This is a genomic window from Agrobacterium sp. (assembly GCF_059499945.1).
The window spans coordinates 1-21,181 of the sequence record NZ_JCABZP010000015.1 but is presented as its reverse complement, the minus strand read 5'-3'; the positions used below and the strand labels follow the sequence as shown (position 1 = coordinate 21,181).

Below are 21,181 nucleotides of genomic sequence, written 5' to 3'. Positions count from 1 at the left end.
CCTGTCATGGCAGACGAAGCGGAGTTTGTGCCGTCCGGCTTGAATGGATCGGTGCCGGCATTGCAGCTTCGGCCGGAGATTGTCTCTGCCTTTTGCGTCCTTCCCGTTCCATTCCGGGCGGGTTCAGGCAAAGCGTGACGACCGGGGCGAGGAAAACGGCATAGGCCATGGCGAAGCCGGGAATCTGCAGCGAAAAATCAAGCGTCGAATGCAGCAGCACAAGCAGCAGCGCCGCAAGGCCGAGATGAGAGGCATAACGATAATTTCTGCGTTTCCGTACCCCGCGAATAAAGATCACCAGTTGGATGAGCACAAAAAAAGCGAGGTAAAACGGGAAGGCCGCGCCGAGTGTCAGCAGCCCCTCGGCATAGACATTGTGGGCATGGGTGACGACGGCGTCCACCCCGCATCGCGCGGCATGATAGGGCGCATAGATGTCCGTAAAGCTTGCCAGACCCGATCCCAGCGGCCAATTGTCGGCGATGGCGCGCGCGATGCCCGGCATGTAGCAGAAGCGCATGTCATCTTCCAAACGTGTTTCCATGCGAAGCGCCACCCGGTTGGCGAAAAGTGCAAACAGGGCGATGGCGATCGCGATCAGGAGCGCGGCGCGACGTCTCGTCCCACGCTGCCTGCGCCGGCCGGAGACCCCGTTGCGGCCGGTTCTGGCGGGAGAATTGAACACAATCAGAAGGATCAGGAAAATCAACGCTGCGAGGCTTGATCCGATCCCGGCGCGTGACCCCGTCAGCATCAATGCGATGAAGCAAAAGCCCGCTAGTACCCCGAGAAAAGCGGCTCTGCGGATGAGTTTTTTCTGCTCAGTCGGCACGGTCAGGCGGTTTGCCACGAGCGCCTTTACTCTCGCCCAATCCGGAGCGAGGAGACTTTTGTGTAATAATACGGCGAGCGTCAGAAGAATGAGACCGAAGAAGGTTGCGGCGGTATTGCGGTTGACAAAGACGCCGGTGAGGCTGCCGAGATAAAAGCGTTTCTGGATGAAGCCGAGAGCTTCGGGAAAAAGCACGAATTGCACGATCGAAAACAGCGCGAGCCAGCCCCCGGCGATTGCAAACCATCGCAGCGTCTTGGCCGCACGCTCGTCGGTATCGAAAATCACAAGGCCGGTCATGAAGACGCCGAAAGGCAGGGCGGCGCTCATGAGGCCGAGTCGGTCATCCGCAGGCGTCAGTGAGATCGTTGCGGCTGGCGCATTCTGCATGAACATGGCAGCGGTGGACCAGGCCGGGTTGGCGCGCGCGATGCCGGGCAGGGGGGATGCCTGCAGCAGCATCTGCACGATAAGCGCTCCCAACAAAAGGCAGGCCGCCGCAAGTACCTTGCCTGCACCGGCCTTGGGAGGTCCGAACAGGAGGATCGATGGCACCAGCAGGAGATAGATGGCGGCCGTGACAACGATGCGGCTTTCGATTTCCGTTGCGCCCCGATTGAGAAGCGCCAGCAGAAAGATCGCCCAGAACGCGACGATTGCGACCGGCCGGACACGGTCCCGAACTGCCGCCGATGGAGGCTGCGGGGAGGAGAGCGGTTCTGATCGGGCTTCGGTAAGCGACATGTCTTTGGGCTTTGTCGGAATTGTTTGTGGTGGTTATGCCCGAACGACGGACGGGGTTTGTTCTCTTGCTGTTTCAGATCATGGCAGCGTCAGGCGTGTCGCGCCTTCCGATGGCGGCTTTGGGCAGACTTCCGCCAGGGTCCATCGCAGGATTTCTCCTTGCCTGCCGCAGACGATGGCCGTGTCCGCCTCGCGGGCCGCTTCGGCCTCGGGCAAGGTGTTTTTCGGAAATTGTTGCCACATCACGAAACGCCCACGGATCAGATTGGCATCGGCAGGCCCGTAGAGCTGGGAGAAATTCATCAGCACGGCGACTTCCATGGGCGAGGCGTTGCGCAGTGAACGAACCATGGCAAGACGCAGCCAGACATCGCCATTTGCGGGAAAACAGGAGAGCGAATGGCGAATAAAGGTCTCGGCAAAACCGAGGCGCGCCGCGCCGGAATCGGGTGCCGGATCGGCGCCATTTGCATCGAGATCGGCCAGAACGAGCCTTAGCCCGGCTTTGACGATATCCGAACGGCAGATTTTTTCGGTGACGATGGGGTGAAGTTCAGCGACGGTTTTTGCAAGCAGTTCAGGTGCAAGACCGTTATTTTCATCGGCGATTCTCGCCAATGCGACGATATCGGAAAAACGCCGGCTTTGGGAAAATGCCTGCGCCGCGACAGACAGGACAAAGACGGAAATGACGAGGACCGGCACGACCGCGAGGATTTTCCGCAGGCGCATCACGCCACCACGCCTAGTCATGGTAATATCGTGTATAGCGCGAATGATAATATTCGCTTGAACCATAGGCGCGATAAAGCTTCAGCTTTTCGGTGTCCACCTTGTTGAGGATGACGCCGAGGCACTTCTTGCGGATATGGACCTCATTTTCCACCGTGTTCCGCACCGCCCTGCGAGCGGTCTTGCCCCATTCCGTGACGAAGATGAAACCATCGATCCGTCCCGCCATGGCGCGCGCATCGACCACCGGCCCGAGCGGCGGCAGGTCGACGATGATGTAGTCGAAAGCGTTGCTCGCTTCAGCCAGCAGCTTGTGCATTTGCGCCGAGGTCAGCAATTCGGAGGAATGAGGGACACGCTGCTTGACCACTGTGGGCAGGAAAGCGAGCTTTGTCTTTTCGTCACGAAGCAGCACATCCTGCACGCTGCGGCCTTCCAGCAATACTTCGAGCAGACCCTCGCTGGCGTGACGCGCCATGGCGCGCGTGGCGCCGGGATTGCGGATATCGGCATCCAGCAGCAGGACCCGAGCGCCCTGCCCGGCGAGCAGCTGCGCCAGATTGATGGAGATCGTGGATTTGCCTTCACTCGGCAAGGCCGAGACAACACCGACAATCCGCGCCCCGCTTTTGGCGGAAATGCCGAGATCGATGGCAAGTCTGGTGCTGCGCAGGGTTTCGGCGAAGGAGGAGAGCGGGTGGTCAACTGCGTAACGCGCAACGCTGGTGGGAAGCGTCAGCCCGGGATGGCCGCTTTCCGGAGCCTCTGTCACCGGCTTGTTCGGGATCAGCGGGGTATTGCCGAGGAATTCCAGTCCGAGGACATCGCGAACCTGTTCGCCGGTACGGAAAAACCGATCGCGGAATTCGCGGAACATGGCAATGCCGCCGCCGGCTGCCGCACCCATGATCATGAACAGCGCCAGGATGATGGGCTTGTTCGGTTTGCTCGGAATCCTGGGCGGCATCGCCTTGGAAATCACGCGCGCTTCCGTCACGGGGAAGGACTGCTGCTGCATCGCTTCCTGATAACGCTGCAGGAACGTCTGGTACATGTTCTTGTAGGTTTCGGCTTCGCGCTGCAATTCGCGCAGCTGAACCTGTGTTTCGCTGGCCGAGTTGCTGATGTCGGTTGCTTTGGCGACGCTCTCGGCAAGCGATTTTTCCTTCGCTTCCGAAACCTCCAGATCACTTTTGTAACTCTGCGCGATGCGGCTGATTTCCTGGAACATCAACCGCCGGTATTCCTGCATTTCATTGCGCAGACGCACGGCCTGAATATGGTTGCTGCCGAGGCGTCTCGTGATTTCCGCCTCGATCTTCGAGGACTCAAGGTATTTCTTGCGCAAATCGTTTGCGACGGAGCTGTCGAGAATATCGGTGACGACCCCGTCGACATCGTCGGTGGCGAGAATGTGCTCGATGCGCTGCACGCGCGCCCGCGCCTTTGCCGTCTCCGACTGCGCCAGAATAAGGGCGCTATTGGATTCGGCCAGCTGCTGATCGGAAAGCAGGCTGTTATTGCCGGTCGAGATCAGATTGTGTTCGGCCCGGAATTTCTGCACGGCAAGATCGGTATCAAGCGCGCGCTGGCGCAGTTCCGCAATACGGTCGGACAGCCAGTCGCTGGCCCGCCGCGTCGCCTCGTATTTGGAGTTCAGCTTGTCCAGCAGGTAGGCCGAGGCCACGGCATTGACGATCTGCGCGGCGAGAACCGGCGATGTCGAATTATAGGTGAGCTCCAGCGCGTAGGTTCGGCCGATGCGCTTGACGCTGAGGCCGTTAAGCAGCTGGTCCGACAGCGATCTCTTCAGGGTTCCATCGTCAACAACAGACTCTTTTTTTGCCGGCGAGAACCATTGCGAAACGTTGACGAGCGAACGGATAGTGCCAAATATCGAGCTCAGAAGCGACGCACGCGTTGCCCTGAATTCCTGATTTTCCGTGAGTTTGAGACTATCGACAACGGCAAGCCCGATGGTTTCCGATTGCAGGACCTCGACCTGGCTCAGAATGGAGGCCTCATCCTCTATGACGCCGCCGATCGTCGAAAGCTGTTCGACAATCTGGCTATTGTTGCGGTCGATCAGCAGGGTCGCCGTAGCCGAATAGACCGGCACGGCCGTCGCGGCAAAGGCGAGGCCGATTGCCCCGGCAACCGCGATCGCGGCAAGGACGATGCGCCATTGCCGGCGGATTATCGCAAGAGCGGCATCGATGTCGATAAACTCGGCCGTCAGCCCGCTTTTATCGTAATCGGCCATCGTCAGGGGATCGTGCCTTTGCAACAACTGTCAGCCTCGCTCTTTTCGGCAGGCGCAAGGCCTGCCAAGTCACGGTTGCATCACAGAACTGGCGGCAGCCTTCCCTCTCGGGAAGTCAAATAAGCCAAACTCAAACGGGACTTGTGCTGACAGGCGTGGTGGTGCTGCCGGTCGAGAAGAAGTTATTGATCGTGGTGAAGAACGACGTGCCCGTGCCGCCTGTTGTTCCGCCGCCACCGCTGCCGCCACCGCCGACGGGTGCGCTCCCGCCACCTGCCTGTGCGGTGCCGCCTGCGACACCTGCGGTTCCCGAACCGCCGATGCTGTTGGCGCTGGCCGGCGAGGAGCCGGCGCCGCCGATCGGCGATGCAGCCGCCGCGGCAGCCGCAGGAGCGGCCGGGCCGGCAGCCGTTCCCTCGATATTCTCGCTAAAGGCAATGAGAAGATCGGCGGGCACGTTGGCGCCTTTTGTCTGCAACTGGATGGCGGCCGCAAGTATCGTATTGCCATTGCGCATTGCGGTGGCGTGGGCAAGTGCCAGGCCTTCGCCGACAACTTCGGAAAAGTCCTTGTTGCCGACCTTCTGGGCCAGTGCGACGATGGTTGGCAATTGGCCGGAATCACTCAGGATCAGGGCGGAAAGCTGTTCGGAAAACTGTGCCGCGCTGGTGGAAACCGCGATGATCGGAAAGCCGCTCGTCACTTTTTCGGTCACGTCGACCGTTGCCGCATCCGTGCTGGAAGCGATGGTGACCAGATCCTTGATCATTCCCTGCGTCGGAGACTGCTTGAACAGTTCAGCCGCGGTAATGGAAACCGTGTCCGGATTGGTGGTGTTGACGCGGGCAAGAAATGCAGCGGTGGTTTCATCGGCGGCTTTGACGGGCGCGCCTGTTGCGGCGCTTTCGACCGAAGGGGTCTGCTGCGCGGCGGCCGGTGGCACGGAATCCACGTTTTGTGCGTTGGCGACAGTGGAAAAGAGACCCATGCTGGCAACAAACATCGCACCAACGAGCATCGAGCCGTTACGAATGCGGGGCATCCAACTCTCCAAATCTTTTAAAATACGACTTTAAATACATCCAACGTTGGGGATGGTTACCCAACATCTAAAATTTCTTTTTAAATCGCACAGCCCAAGCAAAGGATCAAGCGCTAAAATAAACCCGCAGCGGAAACCCTCAGCTATTGTTAACGGCCGCCGCCCTTGCCTTCTCTGTTTTATTCAGGACACGGCGACTTTCCGTGGTGATGTTATCAGCCGGTCACGCAGCCAGATATTGGCCGGTGTTTCGACAAGGACGTGGAAGGCGTGGGCTATGGCGACGGTGCTGACGACGATGACGAGATAAACGACGTTGCTCCACTCCGGCGGGTAAGTGACGCCGCCGAGCGCGATCTTGAAGCCCCGGAAGATAAAGGGGTGCAGCAGATAAAGCGCATATGATGAATCGCCGAGTTTTGCCAGCGGCTGCGCGAAACGGGGCAGGGAGATGTTTCTGGTCAGGGTCGCCGCTGCCATCAGCAGAATTGCGCCGCCGCCGAAAACGAACAGCCGTGAAAACGAGTAACAGCCCGGATCGCACTGGAACCCAATCCTGCTCAGATCGGTCAGCATCCAGATCGCCAGGCCGCACAGCGCCGTTGCGAGCCCGAGCAGGGGCGGCAGGCGGACGCCTCGCAGGAAGAGGACCGCAATGAACATGCCTGCGACGAATTCGAGAATGATCGGCTGAAACCAGAAGCTGAACGGCAGGCCGAGATCGAAGGCGGAGCCGACCATGACGGCGGTAAACAGCACGGCGGCTGTCGTGAATACCGCGCGCTCCAGCGGCAGGAAGATGAACACCGCAAAAACGATGTAAAAGAACATTTCGTAATTCAGCGTCCAGCCGAGATCGATCAGCGGAAACGGATAGGCGTCGCCATAACCCATGCTGTCATAGGGAATAAACAGATAGGATGTGAGGATCGACTGTAACGGCGGAAAGGCCTTGGCGCTGATAAGAGTCACGCTGGCGGCCATGGCAAGCCGCAGGGTCAGCACAAACCAGTAAAGCGGGACGATGCGCAGGAACCGGCGCAGCAGAAAGGCGGAACGGCCGCCCGGCGCTGTAAAATAGGGCCGGGACGCATAAACAATGACAAAGCCGGAAATGACGAAAAACAGGTCGACACCGCCGCCCAGCCTCAGCAGATGCAGCGGGAAAAGCGTGAATTGCCAGTTCACATCAGCGTGCAACGCAACGATCATGGTTGCCGCGACGGCGCGCATTACCTGAAGAACATCGAGACGCTGCGCCCCGGCAGCGGGCGCTTCTTTAAAGTTTTTCATCATCGTCAATCTATAAAATAAAGATATATTTAGTAATATATTGCGCCCGCGGTTGCGGGGTAGAAGTCCATTATTCAAGCAGGCTAGCATGCAACAGCACGACGCGATACACACAATTTTGCGATGCGGCATTTCCTCCGCACTGCTCAGAAAACTTCCAGAACGGTAAGCTGGTCGCTGACCGAAAGCCGGTATTGCCCGCTTTCCTGCGTTATTGTCTGCTGGCTCACGGAGCCGTCATCGCGGAAACGGTGTGCGACAACGTGACTGTGCTGGCCGGCCACCGAAAATGTCGCAACCCGTTCGGCGGGCGGGTTTTCGATCCGCGCAGGCCATTGCCAGCCGGAAATTCCAAGCCAGACCGGCACGAGCAAAGCACCGTCCGGCCTTGCGAGATGCAGGGACAATCTTTGGGGATCGGCCGTGAGGAAATCGATCTGCCGTTCCTCCTGCCCGGTTTGCCGTTCTGCCTTGCAGAGGGAAAGAAGGGCGCGAACGGCCTCGTAAGCGGGGGTGCGGCTCAGATCATGGCGCAGGAGACCGAAGGAGGATTCCGGGTTTGTCTCATCCGCAGCAAAGCTTGAAACCATTTCATAGATATAGGACCGGCGGATACCGCTGATGAAGCACCAGAGCAGCATACGCGGCATATAGCGTGCCTTGATGTCTTCGGTGACGGGGAAATGAAAGGTCTCGGTTTGCAGCGAGGTATGGTAGCCCATCTCCGTGGCGAGCACCGGCCGGCCCGCTGCTATATGCGCCGAAGCGGCAACGGATTTTGAGAGCGCCCCCGGACCGGTCGTTTCGGGGTGCTCCATGCCCGCGTAAGGGTGGATATTGCCGTAGTCGCAGACATCCTTCAGGTCCAATGCCAGCGCCCTGTTCTCAAGGACATAGCTTGGCGCCGCAACGCGCACCGCGCTCAGTCGCGGAATCGAGCGGACGGCGGCGTGCAGGGCGGCCTGATGCTCCGCCGAAATGCGCGGGGCGTTTTGCGGATCCTTCGTCAGGTTCGGTTCATTGCTGCCCTCGAAAATATCGATACCCGCGTCGGACCAGTCGTAGAAATCCGCAAGCCTGTCGAGCGGCGTGGAGACATAAGGGTTGAGATTGTCGTAACATATGATGGTGAGGCGAAGGCCCGCCGCCACGATCCGGCGCAGCCGCTGAAAGACGGGGCTGTTTCTGGCGGCGATGAGCCCGTCATCGCGCAGATGCCGGACGCCCAGTGCTTCGATCTCGGGCATGATCCGGTCGAACTGTTCCGGATAGACGCCTGTGGTGCGGGTGAAGTGGCCACACACCCCCACACTGTCCAGAAAGGCTTCGGTATTGGCGGAAGCAACCGCCTGCGCCCGCGCGGGAATGGCAGGCAAACCGGAGGCGGCGACCAATGCAAGGGGTGCGGCTGAAAGCAGGTTGCGCCGCGTCAGGCCACCCATGGCGATCGGCTGTTTTCCATTCATCTGCGCCTCCTGGTACGTCCGGAGAGAGTATAAGCAAGCGCCATCACATGGATGTCGCCGTTTAAATGACGATCACGGCTGTCCGCATCTCGAGATCAGAATGTCCTGGAAGTTTTTGGCATTTACGGTCGCTCAAAAATCCATGTCTCTGAAATAAAACAGATATTATCAAATGTAGTATTGTCATCAGCCGCAACGGAGCCGATTGCTCCCGCTTGCCTGCACTTTAAAGTGGCTAAACCGTAACATGAGAGCGGTTCTTTTCGCAACACCGCATGGCTTTTACCGCGCCGCGAAAAAAATCACTTGAAATGCCGCCAATTCCCGTGCTTTTTGAAAAGTAGATTTTCGTAATTCATATTTTCAAACATTAGTTCCGCTCCGGCTCTTTGTATTTTGCAGATGTCTCACTGGTCTCCGGGAATTTACGGAGACGACTGAGCCCGGGATGGACGCCATAGATTTTCGATGAAGGAAAATAGAGCGTATCCGCATGAGAATTCTCCATCTTAGCAGCCTTTATCCGCCGCATATCGTTGGTGGATGCGAACGCTCGGTCGAACATCTCGCCGAGGAACTCGTCTCCATGGGACATACGGTCGGCGCTGCCTGCATAGAGCGGCAGGCCGAACCGAAAACGGTGCGCAACGGCGTCTCCGTTTACCGCATGTTCCACAACAACGATTTCTGGCTTGAGGATTGGCCGCAATATTCCCCGCAGCAGCGGCGCATGCAGAAGCTCAAGCAGCAATGGAATTTCGACGTCGAAAAGCAGTTCGAGGCCGTTCTCGACGATTTCAAACCTGACGTTCTCAACACTCATTCGCTGCTGGATGTGACGACGCTGGTGTGGCGGGCGGCGCATAAGCGCGGCATTCCGATCGTTCACACGATCTGCGAATATGATCTCCTGTGCGGCAATGCCGCCATGTTCAAGGGCGGAAAGCCCTGCGAGCACCTCCATCTCGGCTGTCAGGTGGTGAATTTCACCAAGAAATTCACGCAGCGTTATATCGGCGCTGTCGCAAGCGTCGGCACCGAAATCCTCAAGACGCACGTCAATCACGGGCTATTCCACCACATTCCGGAAAGCCTGCGCCGCGTCATCTTTTATTCCTGCACGGTTCCCGAGGGCGATCCCGTCGCCCGCCGGCAGATTGACCGCAGCGGCAGGCCGCTGACCTTCGGTTACATCGGCCGCATCAACACGGAAAAAGGCGTCGGCAACATGGTCGATGCCTTCAAGGAAATCGGTCACGGCAACTGGCGCTGTCTGGTCGCCGGTCATGCGATGGATGATTCCATCGAGCGTTTCACGGCCCAGGCCGGTGATCTGCCGATCGAGTTCGTCGGCTGGGCCAGGCCGAAGGAGTTTTTCGAAGAGATCGATGTGCTCATCGTTCCCTCCTTCTGGGCCGAGCCTTCACCGCGCACGATCTACGAGGCTTATGCCATGGGTGTGCCGGTCATCGGCGCAGCCTCCGGCGGCATTCCGGAGCTGATTGGCGAGACCAACCACGACTGGCTGTTCGAACCGGGCAACGCCAAGGATCTCGCTGCCCGTATTCGCCGCGTGCTGACGCTTTCGCGCGAAGAATTGCCGACGGAGGCCGATTTCGGAAACATCGTCGAGGAATCCACCTCGCGCCGGGTCGGCGAAAACTATGTGAAACTTTATGAGGACGTCCTGACGAGCCACCGGCAAAGCCGAACCCTGCGTGCATCTTAGACCGGCAACGGACCCCGTCCGTTACAGCGGTTTTCTTCGAAGGAGAGAGCATATGGTGGGAAGCAATAACGGCAGCCTCCGCCTTCCTGGCATGGGCGTCGACTGTTTTGCGGTCGCTGCGCCGGGTGCGTTGATGTGGCTGGTTTTGCAGGTGGTGGATTGATGTCCGAGGCAACGTCGATAGGCAATGCGGCCCTGAAAGGCGTGTTCTGGTCCATCGTCCAGAACTGGGGCGGCAAGCTTTTCACCTCCATTCTCTTCATCGTCCTCGCCCGTTTCCTCAGCCCTACCGATTACGGCATGGTCGCCACCGCCGGGCTGGTGCTGATGCTGATCCAGATGCTGTCGGAATTCGGATTCGCGGATGCGATCGTGCAGAAACGCAATCTGGAGCCCAGCGACGTCAATCTGCCGTTTTATGCCTCGGTTGCGGTGGCGACATTGCTGGCCATTGCCGTCTGCGTGTTCTCTCCGGAACTGGAGCGCTGGTTTGAGGTCGAAGGGCTGGCGCCGGTCATCGTGGCGATCTGCATATTGCTGCCGCTGAACACGGCATCGATGTTTCAGGAGGTGAATTATCGCCGCGCGCTGGCTTTCAAGCCGCTGGCGATCAGAACCTTCATATCGAACATCATCGGTGGCGGCGTGGCGATTGTTTTCGCAATCATCGGCCTCGGTGTCTGGAGCCTCGTCGTTCAGACCTATGTCGCCACCATCGTCACGCTGATCTGGCTCTGGCGAAAGCCGCACTGGCTGCCGGGCGCCACCCTCAATCCCGGAACCTTCGTTGAACTGCTTCGCTTCGGTTCGTCGGCGCTCGGCCTTCGTATTGTCGATTTCGCGGCCACGCGCCTGATCGATTTCATGATTCTCGGACATTACGGGGTCGCGCTCTTCGGCCTCTACACCGTCGGCAGCAGGCTCTATCAACTTCTGATGCAATTGCTTCAGGCGGCGCTTTATGACGTTTCACTGACGGTGCTTTCGCGCATATCGCACGAGCGGGAACGAATGGCGGCGCTCTACAAGCAGTCGATCACCATGTCGGCGATCTTCTCCACACCGGTCTTCGTGCTCGCCGCGGCATTGGCTCCGGAAATCTGCAACGTGCTATTTGGTGTGCGATGGCAGGGTGCCGACGGGGTGGCGCAACCGCTGCTTCTGCTCGGCGCGCTGCAATGTGTTCAGTTTCAAAACGCGCCTTTCCTTTCCGCGCGCGGCAAACCGAACAAGGTGCTGATTGCCGGAAGCATCAAGGCGGTTTCGACGATCCTGCTGATCCTGCTGGTTCCGACTGATAGCATCAGGGAAATCGTCATTGTTTATGCCGTCGGGCAGCTGACCTCCACGCCCTTCACATTTTTCTTCATCGCCCGCGAGCTTGGCATCGGGCTGTGGCGAATATTCCTCCTGCTTCTGCCGAGCTTCGCCTCCAGCGGTTTCTGCTTCCTGCTCGTTCAATGGATGCGTCCCGAGGTCAAGCTGCTGGGCGCCGGCGATTTCATATCCGGCATCCTGCTCGGCTCCATTTTCGGCGTGGCCTATCTTCTGCTTCTGGTGCTGACTGCGCGAAACGAGGCCCGGTCCGCCATCGCGCTCGTCATGGGCAAAATCATTTCCCGAAAGGAAAGCAAATGCGCAAGCTGATAAAAAAAATACTGCCAGCACCGCTGCGCCAGAGAGCGGTGAAATATATCGAGCGGCGAAGAAGGGATATCGCGTTTCGGCAACTCTTTGACGATCTGCAGGCGTTGAAGGCGGGCATGAAACCCGCCGCTGCCGGCGACCGGTTAAGCCGGCTTTTGATCGTGGCCGGCGATCCCATCACGCTTTTTGGCTCGTTGGGCGATGATGCGATGATCACCGCGACGCTGCAACACGCGCGTGCGAGTAATCCCGATGTCGAGATAGACATCCTTGTCGATGGGATGGATTACGCCGATTCCGCTTACCAGAGGGGCTTTGTTCCCGTCGATATCTTTGGCAAGCCCGATTTCATAAAAGCCCTGGCGCAGCAGTTTGCGACAAGACAATATGATAGTGTCGTCGTTGTCGGCGCCGATGTCATGGATGGATATTACCACCCCCTGGTCAGCGCAAAACTTCTTGCGAGTGCGGATCTCGCCGCCGCTGCCGGAATAAAGAACGTCATCCTCGGCTTCAGCTTCAATGAAACGCCGCATGCCCCCTTGGCAATGTTCTATCGTTCCCTTCATCCGGAGTGCTCGCTCAAGGTGCGTGACGTTATCTCGCTTGAGCGCCTACAGACCTTTGCGAAGACAAATGCGGCGCTCGTTTCCGATTCCGCGTTCAGTCTCGTTCCTTCTGAGCCTGACGAGGGCACGCGTTCATGGATCGCGCGAAAGCGGGCCGAGGGATACCGGGTCATGGGTTTCAACCTGCATCCCATGCTGTTCAAAAACGCCGACCACGCGCAGACCGAGGCGGTCATCAGGCATGCGGCGGAAGCGTTGCAATTTGCCGTCGATGCCAGGCCGGTGTGCTGGCTGCTCATCCCGCATGACTATCGCGACAATGTGGGCGATCAGGCCTATCTCAAGGCTATCGCCGAGCGTGTGCCTGCGTCCAGAACCGACAGGGTCCGTTATCTCGACGGAAAATGGTCAGCGCCCGTCTTGAAAGGCGTCGCCGGCCAGCTTGACGGCCTCGTCAGCGGCCGCATGCATCTCGCCATTGCCGCGCTGGGCAAAGGCGTTCCAGCGATATGCATCGCCTATCAGGGAAAGTTCGAAGGGCTCTATCAGCATTTCGGTCTCTCCGCTGCCGATCTGCTTTCTCCGTCTTCCTTCCTTACGCAGGATGGAATCAAAAGCGCACTGATCGAATTTATCGACCAATCTGACGAAATCCGTGAAAACGTCGGGAAAAGGCTGCCGGAAATTCTGGCGATGTCCAAGAGGAATTTTCAGTTGTTCGAGACTTTCCCGGCGCGTGCCTCCGTCCTTTCATGAAAGTCGCTTTCGTCTCGGCATTTCCGGTCGTTCCCGCCAATGAAGGCGCGCGAAGCAGGATTCTGCAGCTGACGCGCGCCGTGCGCGGCCTAGGGCACGAGGTGCATTTCATCCATGTCGATGGCACGATTGCCACCGATTTCGATCTGGCGGGGCATGAGGCTGAATTCGGACCGGATCACCTGCACCTTGTTTCCCGGCAGGGGGGTAGCCTTAGGAACCGGCTTCCCGGCGATTTTGGTTTCGAGGTTGGCTTGACGTCGTTTCGGGCCCTTCGCAAGCTCCATCGGATGCTTGGTCGCGAGCGTGGTTTTTATAACCAGCTGGATGAATTCTATTATCCGGAAATGGGTCGGCAGCTTCGTGATATTCAACGCCGGCTGGGGATCGATGCCGTCATTGTGGAATATGCGTTTCATTCGAGGGCGTTTCTGGGCTTGCCGAAGGGCGTGCTGCGTATTCTCGATACCCATGATTCCTTCGCCGACCGGCACAAGGCGTTCATCAATACCGCCAACAAATATGGATACTGGTTCTCGGTGCCGCCGGCGGTGGAATGCCGGGCATTGCGCCGTGCGGATGTGGTTGTCGCCATTCAGGAGGAAGAGGAGCACGCGTTCCGGCAGCGGCTGGGGGAAGAGCCGCCGGCTCTCGCAACCGTCAGCCATATTCTCGATCTCAATGGAAAAGTGGAAGACTTCACGCCGAGCGACTTCTTGTTTCTCGGTTCCGGTAATGACGCCAACATCATTTCCCTGAAGGGGTTTCTCCGGAACATCATGCCGCTGGTAAGGGCTGCCCGGCCGGATATACGTCTGGTGCTGGCGGGCGGTATATGTGGCAAGATTGAAGATGAAGAGGGCATTCTCAAGCTCGGCCGCGTGGATGATGTGAAGGACGCCTTCACGCGCGCGCCGCTTTCCATCAATCCCATCACGCTTGGAACAGGCATCAATATAAAACTGCTCGATGCCCTGGCTGCCGGTGTTCCCACAATCAGCACCCGCACGGGCGCGAGGGGGCTTTCGGAACGATACCGGCGCGGTGTGGTCATTGTGGACGATGATGACCACAGGGGTTTCGCCGACGCGATCCTGCAGCTCGCCTCGAGCCACGATCAGCGGCAGGAACTGGGAAACAGGGCGTTTGAGGACGCCATTGAATGGAATCGCCAGCAAATGACGACCCTTGATAATATTCTGAGCGGCAGGCGAATTGGTTGAAACCGCTAGTCTTGAGGTCGCGGCAACGCGCTTAACCAATCAGGTGTAAGCCCGCATCCGAAATTCTGAGAACGGTAAGCCTGCCCGTGGTGAATGCACCCGTGTCGATGCCGATCCGCTGCGGGCCGGTTTCCGGCTCGGTTACCGGTGTATGGCCGTGGATGACGACGAGGTCCAGCCCGGCCCCTTGTGAAAGGAACGGCTCCCTGATCCAGAGCATGTCCTCATCGGTCTGCGCCTCCAGCGGCAATCCCGGTCTCAAGCCGGCATGCACGAAAATATAAGACCCTATCCGGGCATAGATCGGCAGGCTGGATAAAAGCTGGCGGTGGGTTTGCGGAATTGCGCCGAGCAGAGCATCCCTGAACGGCTGCAGTCTCAAGCGGCCCTTTTGCAGGAAATAGTCTATGTCGACCCCGTAGGACAGGAGCGTCTGGCGGCCGCCAAAGTCCAGCCAGTGCATGTTCTCCTGCGGATTTTCGAGAAAATCATGGAAGAGCTGCTCATGGTTGCCGCAAAGTGCAATACGGCGCAGCGGCGTCGGCGGTGGCTTCAGCAAATGTTCAAGAACGCCACGGGAATCGCGCCCGCGATCGACATAATCGCCGAGGAGAACGACCAGCGCGGGAGAGAGGTCGGGTCCGAGATCGGCAAGGATTTTCCGCTCCGCCTGCAAAAGCAGGTCGAGGCTGCCATGCACGTCGCCAATGGCATAGATCGGAAAGGAGGCTGGCTTGTCGCCAAGGTCGATTCTGCGTCGCCTCCGGTCGTCGCGGGAGGCTGGTTGTTTACGACCGCGAATCCAGTTGAGCACCTTGGGCATAGCTGCCGATACTGTCTCTCCTGCACAAGGTCAAGAGTGTTGAAAGCGGCAGCCGCATCACCCGCCCAAGCTGCGTTGACGCAATGCTGGGTCAGCCGCCAAAACCCGCCGGACGAAGCGGCGAGAGGCGGCTTTTGTAAAGCGGGACGCGTCAATCCTGCGAGGAGAGAATACCCTCTTTGATGACCGAAAGATACGTTGCCTTAACCGGCGGTCGAATGCCTGTCGTCCGAAAGGGCGGTTTCAGCGTAAAGACATGTTCTAGAGTTTCAGCCAGACACGCGGGTCCTCGTGCGACTGGATCTTGATCCATTTCAGATCCACCGCTTTCCACGGCTTGACGACATTGGTGCGGTTATCCAGCACCAGATCGCCCTGGCTGGTGCTGACGACCAGAACGGCGTGACCTATGCCATCCGTCGTGCGGGCAGTGGCAATGCGCAGGGCGCCGGAAGGCCAGCCGGCGCGCAGGAGGCGTTGCCGCTTGGTCACCGCATAATCGTCACAGTCGCCGCTTGCCGGGTTCAGTTTCCAGTCGTCTTCGCCGTCCCCTTCACTGGCATAGATTATCGAGGTGTTGATCTCGGCGTTGATGCGCTGGAGTTCCACACGCTTCTGTTTGCTCAGCTCCACCGTATCGCGGTCACCAGTCCGGATGCACTGGTCGGCGGCGCTTTCACAGAATTTGGCAAAGGCAATGGGCGCGATGGTCGGACGGCTCGTGGTCATGAAGAGGCCGGGCCGCGATGCGCCAGGCTTTTGGGCAAGGCCACCAAGCTGCACGGCCGATGCCGTTGTCGCAATGCTCGCCGCCATGCCGGCAGCGACGGCAAAAAACGTTGCCAGACGGATTGTTCTCTTCGCCATGTCCTTGCCCCTGCACAGTTGCCTTCTCTTGTGCTGGCACCATAGCGACCCATTCTTGCGGGCCGTTTAAGTCGATAGATTGCATTTTAATGAAATCTAATTTTGTTACAGCGCGTTGAAAAATTGGGTTCGCGCTCACTTGCAGCGGGTTCGACCTTCCGTGTCGACAATACAGGTCTGTTGCGGGACGGCTCGTCGGAGTTCTCGCTGTGTATCGGGTGAGGCTCTGCTTGCCGGCGGCCGGTCGTAATTCCGGTAAACTTCGAAATTGCGTCCGCCGATCGTTCCCTGCGCCCCGCCGCGGCCATCCGGCGTCACTTCGAAATTCTGATATTGCTGCGCATGGGCACCCGTGGAGAAGCCGATCGTGGCGGCCAGAACCCCGGCCGCAAGCCTCCTGCGCAATGCTGCTGCTTGCTGCCTGCCCACCGTCATGGCCGTTCCTCCATGGACGAAATAATGGATGACGCCGCCGCACATTTGCCACGCCCGGCGCGCATTGCTTTTTCAGCGTCTGTCGGGGGTAATCATATCACCGATATTGCATCCGGTGTGAGAAGGATTTGTGTCTGGCAAAGGCCGAATCGCCTCCCTGCCGCATCAGCCAGCGGTGCCACGTCGCCAGGAGGCGTCACCGTGCCGCTCGATCGTCAGGAATGCGAAAAACGCCATTCTGGGGCTCAAAAATTAAGCTCTTTGCCGCTGCATTTATAGGCTTCACAATCCTGTAACAACGGACCTAATATACAAGTGCAGATGCCGAATCGCTCAGGAGAAGCCCTTGACGATTGCAGTTTCACCACAGGCCCTGCCGGCGCTCGTTCTGAACGCAGACTACAGGCCACTGAGTTATTATCCCTTGTCGTTATGGTCCTGGCAGGACGCGATCAAGGCTGTCTTTCTAGACCGTGTGAACATCATTGCAGAATATGATCACGCGGTGTCATCCCCCAGCTTTTCCATGCGGCTGCCGAGCGTCGTCAGCCTCAAGACTTACGTGCAGCCCACCCGCAACCCCGCCTTCACACGCTTCAACGTTTTCCTTCGGGACAAGTTCGAATGCCAGTATTGCGGCACGCGGGACGAATTGACCTTCGACCATGTGATTCCCCGCGCGCATGGCGGTGAAACCACCTGGCACAATGTCGTTGCGGCGTGCTCTCCCTGCAACCTTAAAAAAGGCAGCAAGCTTCCCAAGCAGGCGGGCATGTTCCCGGCGCAGAGGCCCTTCCAGCCCACGGTTCAGGATTTGCACAATAACGGGCGGCTGTTCCCGCCCAATTATCTACACGAAAGCTGGATGGACTATCTTTACTGGGATACCGAACTGCAGCCCTGATCTTTTCAGGACTGCAATGCGGCTTTTCCGCTTACCGGCTTTTCCGGCTCGCGCCAAAAAAGGCGACTGCCGTAAGTGCAACGCTTGCGATGACATTCCAGCCCGCGAAGGAAAGGCCGAGCACCCGCAAGGCCGCGTCGTTGCAGGAGGGTGCCTTGATGGCGTTCAGATTACCCAGGAGATCGCCGGCATTCGTCGTGATGGACGGCGCCCCGGTGGCGCAGGTAATCGGCCCTGCCCAGAAACCCCATTCCACGCCGGCGTGGTAGACGCCGAGCCCGGCGCCGATCAGCATCGCCACGCCGATAAGGGCAAGAAGCACCCGGGTGATCTGAACCGGCAATTTGAAGACGCTGGTCGCAACGGCCAATACGCCCAGCGGAATGGCGTAATAATAGGGATCGCGCTGCAGCAGGCACAGCGCGCAGGGCGTATAACCGCCAATATGCTGGAAACCGAGGGCGGAGCCGACGGTGAAGATCATTCCCGCCGTGACGCCGAGAGCGGCGAGCGTGCGGCTATTGTCGGCGGTGGTCGCATTGGCCATGTTGTTTTCCTCAAACTTCGCGAAGAAGCAGATATCCCGGACGGGCTTTCAAAAAGGCGGGCGTGATGGCGAAATTAAGTCGCCGGTCCTCACGGGGTGTAACGGGATTCGTCTAATCCAGTCCGCCGCATCTGGCAAATGAAAGCCTGGCAATATTCGGGGGGTGCGCAAGCAAAGTTTCGTGAGCTTGCCGGCCGGCATGGGGCCGTTGAAGAACTCACTGGCGGGTGCTGGACAAAGCCTAGAGAAATCAATGCGCTTTTGGAAATGGTACCCCAAGCCGGGCCGCTGATTTTATGGAAAATCAGCGGTTTGCGGCATTGTTGGACACCTTGGTTTTCCATACACTTACTAGGCTTTTTCAAAAAGTGTCCAATGCCATTCTCAGAAGCTCTGGCTTCCGGTTTCAAAGGTCATAGTGTCGAAAAGGTCTTGGCGTCCAAACGAGTTGCTCCGTAATTGCTGTTAAGGTGGGGCCCCGCTTTCCAAAATGGCAAAGACTATTCGCTAGAATGGAATGTCGTCATCAAGCGCATCCCACGAGCCTTTTGTAGCAGACGGCGGCGGGGCAAGCAGCCTAGGCTTCGTGGGACCTTCCAGCCGTAGTATCTCCTCGTCTTCTTTCTGCTTATCAACGCCGATGAGGTGGGTAATTGTTGCAATTGCCTGGGGTGCCTCAGCTAAAAAGGCTGTTGTGCCGCCCACCATGGCCCCGATAGACGCCAGAACAGACAGTGAAACGCCGAACCGCAAACGCTCTTTATGAAGCTCTGTGCGGAACTCACCAATCTTTCCAAGCAGGCGCTCCTTCTTGTCGTCCGAGAGGTTGCTCTCTTCAACCGATGCTCGAAGCTTCGTCAGCTCATTCTCAATGAGACCTTTTGTTTTGCTGGCGAGCCGAACGGAAAGCGCATCACGACTTGAGGAATTCCGAAGCCTAATCTTTGCTGTGACCCCCGTGACCAGCCGAAAGAATTCATTAAGGTCCTGCTCAACTGTTTGGTACTCGTTGATGTACCGGATGCCCGGAATCCCCAGTTCCTCAGCGCTGGCTGTGACGATCGTCATATATTGGGTTCGCACAAGGCTGTCGAACGGCTGACTTGTCTCATTCGAGATAATCGCCAACATGTTCTTGCGGCAAATCCTTTCTATAGTCGTGAACCTTTTCTCAGGCTCTGAAGGAAGAGTCTCGTAATCGTCATCCGTAATGAGCTCGTAATCCATGCTTTGTGTAATTCCCCTAACGCGACTCGGGCTATTAGCATTCTACCTCAGATAGCCTGTGCATCCACCGACAGCTTCGATGAACCCATAAGGAGTCGGCTTGAGACAGTGTCTAATGCCACTATGTGATGAATCGATCATTATCCTTGACATAGACAAGGCGCGGTAGCGTATAAGAAATCCAGTTGAATAGCCGTGAGGCCAAGGTTGACATGAGCGCTAAAAAAACTCGACCCAAAAACGAGAACTTTGATAAATCAGAACCGACGTTGTTTCCCTTCGGTTTTGGCCTTCAGCGTGTTGAGGACGATATTATCGTAATAGATTTCTTTGACATGGCAGATGAGAATGAGAATCAGCGGATAATTTCTTCGATTGCTATGCCGACGAGCAGGGCTCGATTGCTCGCAAATTCTATTCTTGGGATCAAGGATGAAACAGAGTAGGCTTTATATCAGACTTGAAAGCAGGGACCGCGTCCATCAAAAGGAAACGGGAAGCTTCAAAACGTCATACGATTCGGTGAATGTTGCTAGAGGCATCGAAACTAAATCGGTCCGATATAAGCAATACCCTAGTAAAGTTGAAGGTTTACAAAGCGCACCTGCGGATATATCTGGCTGGTGCTCATTCGTTGATTCATTAGACATCGATTTTAGTCATCATTCTGAGTTGCTCCCAGAGCAACAAGATAATGAACCTGCGTTTTCTCAGTATTCAAAACTAGTTGGAAAACTGGTCGACGCTATTAAAGATTACATAGCAGTTAGCGCCGAGAACCAGCGCGAAGAGATTTCGCCTGATTCAGCAAGAAATTATTTTTATCTTCTGCCAGTTCTGTCTCGCAGGAAGCATGAAGTGTCAATCGATGCTGACACAGGCTTCGTGACTGTAGCATTGTTGTCTAGCGACAAAAGCTTGATGAGCGCGTTACTAACGGGGAAGGGAGACATCCACTACTCGTATATCAACAGGGGCGTCAGGCTCGTAAAAATCTCGGGTGTGGCGAAAATCAAGGATAAGCGGGATTTCGGGCAGTTCGAACGCGTCCTCAGGATGATCTGATGGAAATTGTTTCTAGCAATATCACAGAAGGTATCGCTTCTCGGTTTTTAAAGTCTATTTGGGTTAGGGGAGCAGATGAGGTTCAAGCATGCGCTTTCGATTTGCGTGAGAGCCCGCCTGAGGAGTACGTTTCTTTCTTCATGATTTCCGGCGCCGACGACGAGGCTTGTTTCTCTAACGCGTTTGATATTATCGGTAAAAAGCTCACTATCGACAATGGTGCGGTTGCTCTTCTCGACATCGAAACATGCCTGTTGGAAGTGAACGACGAGGATGCCGACATCATATCTTTCCGAGAAAAGAAATTGCCTCATTGTGGAATGTACTACCACACAGATGACCTAACAAAGATCACAGAGGCTAAAAACACCTTACGCTTTTTATCGAGAGAACGCATACGGTGGACTTCCGAGAAAGCGGAAAAGCTTTGCCTATCCCAGAATGAAAGCGAGAATCTTAGACGCAAACCCGTTTAATGAATACGCGACTTCGGATATTATTATTTTCCACCTGCTGGAAGGCGTGACGTTCGCGCTTCAATGAGTGTGAATGCCGGAGTGCAGCTTGGGAAGCTCGATCTATCGTAAAGATTGGACAGTTTTGAGCAGCCTCCTCGTTCAGCTATCCTCGCCACTATCAACACCTGAGCGGAGCAGCAGCTCTGTATCGATTTTACTGGGATCGAGAAATTTTGGGTGCATGAGAAGAGCATCTATTACGAAGCGGAGCAGCTCAGAAGCTTTATGTCGCTCATCCTCATATCGCTTGTCTGAAACCGGCTTTAGCTTCTTTGACGTCTTTTTTTTAAGTCCGTGCACTATCGATGATCGTGCCGCGTAAACATCCTTCACCAACTGCGCGATGCTGAGGGGCGTGTGATTGGTTTTCCCAAGAAACGCTAATGCACTAGCTCGTAGTCTCAGCTTGTATGAGAGAGACTGATTTTGGTCGTCTCCTAGTAGGGTAATCCCCCCGCCGAATAACGGGCTTCAAAAGTAGAATTTTCTCGGGCTTAAT

The 21,181-nt window shown here is 57.0% G+C and carries 19 protein-coding genes; 8 read left to right on the top strand and 11 right to left on the bottom strand.

The features are described 5' to 3' along the window. Positions 1-4: 4 nt before the first annotated feature. The 6 genes from AC5I5B_RS17640 to AC5I5B_RS17615 form a co-directional block, all read right to left on the bottom strand. On the bottom strand, positions 5-1,576 hold the full coding sequence (locus tag AC5I5B_RS17640) for an O-antigen ligase family protein (protein ID WP_099087287.1): 1,572 nt from the start codon (positions 1,574-1,576) through the stop codon (positions 5-7). 78 nt (positions 1,577-1,654) lie between these two features. Then, positions 1,655-2,308: a hypothetical protein gene (locus tag AC5I5B_RS17635; protein ID WP_087745879.1), complete on the bottom strand. Its 654-nt coding sequence runs from the start codon at positions 2,306-2,308 to the stop codon at positions 1,655-1,657. Positions 2,309-2,321: 13 nt separating this feature from the next. Next, positions 2,322-4,571, bottom strand: coding sequence for a polysaccharide biosynthesis tyrosine autokinase (locus tag AC5I5B_RS17630; protein ID WP_111833902.1), 2,250 nt, complete (start codon positions 4,569-4,571; stop codon positions 2,322-2,324). Positions 4,572-4,701: 130 nt separating this feature from the next. Continuing rightward, positions 4,702-5,613 carry a hypothetical protein gene (locus AC5I5B_RS17625; protein WP_111833901.1) on the bottom strand — a complete coding sequence of 304 codons (912 nt, stop codon included), beginning with the start codon at positions 5,611-5,613 and terminating at the stop codon, positions 4,702-4,704. A 183-nt stretch (positions 5,614-5,796) separates the two neighbouring features. After that, entirely contained in the window at positions 5,797-6,909 is a 1,113-nt protein-coding gene (locus AC5I5B_RS17620) for an acyltransferase family protein (protein WP_111833900.1), read from the bottom strand. Between the two features lie 143 nt (positions 6,910-7,052). Further along, a complete protein-coding gene (locus AC5I5B_RS17615) occupies positions 7,053-8,372 on the bottom strand; it encodes a hypothetical protein (RefSeq protein ID WP_111833899.1) in 1,320 nt (439 codons plus the stop codon). 493 nt (positions 8,373-8,865) lie between these two features. Here AC5I5B_RS17615 and AC5I5B_RS17610 point away from each other — a divergent pair, with 493 nt between their 5' ends. The 4 genes from AC5I5B_RS17610 to AC5I5B_RS17595 all read left to right on the top strand — a co-directional run bounded on the left by AC5I5B_RS17610 (position 8,866) and on the right by AC5I5B_RS17595 (position 14,296). Then, positions 8,866-10,101, top strand: coding sequence for a glycosyltransferase family 4 protein (locus tag AC5I5B_RS17610; RefSeq protein WP_111833898.1), 1,236 nt, complete (start codon positions 8,866-8,868; stop codon positions 10,099-10,101). Positions 10,102-10,263: 162 nt separating this feature from the next. Continuing rightward, entirely contained in the window at positions 10,264-11,748 is a 1,485-nt protein-coding gene (locus tag AC5I5B_RS17605) for a lipopolysaccharide biosynthesis protein (protein WP_003507087.1), read from the top strand. Then, the gene (locus AC5I5B_RS17600) at positions 11,736-13,073 is read left to right on the top strand and encodes a polysaccharide pyruvyl transferase family protein (protein WP_111833897.1); all 1,338 of its coding nucleotides are present in this window, start codon (positions 11,736-11,738) and stop codon (positions 13,071-13,073) included. The genes AC5I5B_RS17605 and AC5I5B_RS17600 overlap by 13 nt, the downstream gene beginning before the upstream one ends. Then, positions 13,070-14,296 (top strand): glycosyltransferase family 4 protein, encoded by a 1,227-nt coding sequence (locus AC5I5B_RS17595; RefSeq protein WP_080866918.1) that lies wholly within the window; start codon positions 13,070-13,072, stop codon positions 14,294-14,296. The genes AC5I5B_RS17600 and AC5I5B_RS17595 overlap by 4 nt, the downstream gene beginning before the upstream one ends. A 31-nt stretch (positions 14,297-14,327) precedes the next feature. Here the strand turns inward: AC5I5B_RS17595 and AC5I5B_RS17590 are convergent, their stop codons facing one another. The 3 genes from AC5I5B_RS17590 to AC5I5B_RS17580 all read right to left on the bottom strand — a co-directional run bounded on the left by AC5I5B_RS17590 (position 14,328) and on the right by AC5I5B_RS17580 (position 16,421). Next, positions 14,328-15,119, bottom strand: a complete 792-nt coding sequence (locus tag AC5I5B_RS17590; protein ID WP_111833896.1) for a metallophosphoesterase family protein — start codon at positions 15,117-15,119, stop codon at positions 14,328-14,330. A 261-nt stretch (positions 15,120-15,380) separates the two neighbouring features. Further along, the gene (locus tag AC5I5B_RS17585) at positions 15,381-15,986 is read right to left on the bottom strand and encodes a transglutaminase-like cysteine peptidase (protein ID WP_080864801.1); all 606 of its coding nucleotides are present in this window, start codon (positions 15,984-15,986) and stop codon (positions 15,381-15,383) included. 135 nt (positions 15,987-16,121) lie between these two features. Further along, entirely contained in the window at positions 16,122-16,421 is a 300-nt protein-coding gene (locus tag AC5I5B_RS17580) for a hypothetical protein (protein ID WP_165001489.1), read from the bottom strand. A gap of 346 nt (positions 16,422-16,767) precedes the next feature. Here AC5I5B_RS17580 and AC5I5B_RS17575 point away from each other — a divergent pair, with 346 nt between their 5' ends. Continuing rightward, complete coding sequence (locus AC5I5B_RS17575; RefSeq protein ID WP_003507075.1) at positions 16,768-17,325, top strand: HNH endonuclease; 558 nt, start codon at positions 16,768-16,770, stop codon at positions 17,323-17,325. A gap of 31 nt (positions 17,326-17,356) precedes the next feature. On the opposite strand, the gene AC5I5B_RS17570 is transcribed toward AC5I5B_RS17575, so the two are convergent. After that, positions 17,357-17,872 (bottom strand): disulfide bond formation protein B, encoded by a 516-nt coding sequence (locus AC5I5B_RS17570; protein WP_111833895.1) that lies wholly within the window; start codon positions 17,870-17,872, stop codon positions 17,357-17,359. Positions 17,873-18,379: 507 nt separating this feature from the next. Further along, positions 18,380-19,099, bottom strand: coding sequence for a hypothetical protein (locus AC5I5B_RS17565; RefSeq protein ID WP_174031441.1), 720 nt, complete (start codon positions 19,097-19,099; stop codon positions 18,380-18,382). 185 nt (positions 19,100-19,284) lie between these two features. On the opposite strand from AC5I5B_RS17565, the gene AC5I5B_RS17560 reads away from it, so the two are divergent. Genes AC5I5B_RS17560 through AC5I5B_RS17550 form a run of 3 tightly spaced genes read left to right on the top strand, consistent with a single transcriptional unit; the run spans position 19,285 to position 20,640 of the window. Then, a complete protein-coding gene (locus AC5I5B_RS17560; RefSeq protein WP_173614799.1) occupies positions 19,285-19,545 on the top strand; it encodes a hypothetical protein in 261 nt (86 codons plus the stop codon). Further along, positions 19,532-20,164 carry a hypothetical protein gene (locus tag AC5I5B_RS17555; RefSeq protein ID WP_173614800.1) on the top strand — a complete coding sequence of 211 codons (633 nt, stop codon included), beginning with the start codon at positions 19,532-19,534 and terminating at the stop codon, positions 20,162-20,164. The genes AC5I5B_RS17560 and AC5I5B_RS17555 overlap by 14 nt, the downstream gene beginning before the upstream one ends. Then, the gene (locus AC5I5B_RS17550) at positions 20,164-20,640 is read left to right on the top strand and encodes a hypothetical protein (RefSeq protein WP_495752774.1); all 477 of its coding nucleotides are present in this window, start codon (positions 20,164-20,166) and stop codon (positions 20,638-20,640) included. The genes AC5I5B_RS17555 and AC5I5B_RS17550 overlap by 1 nt, the downstream gene beginning before the upstream one ends. Positions 20,641-21,181 lie beyond the last annotated feature (541 nt).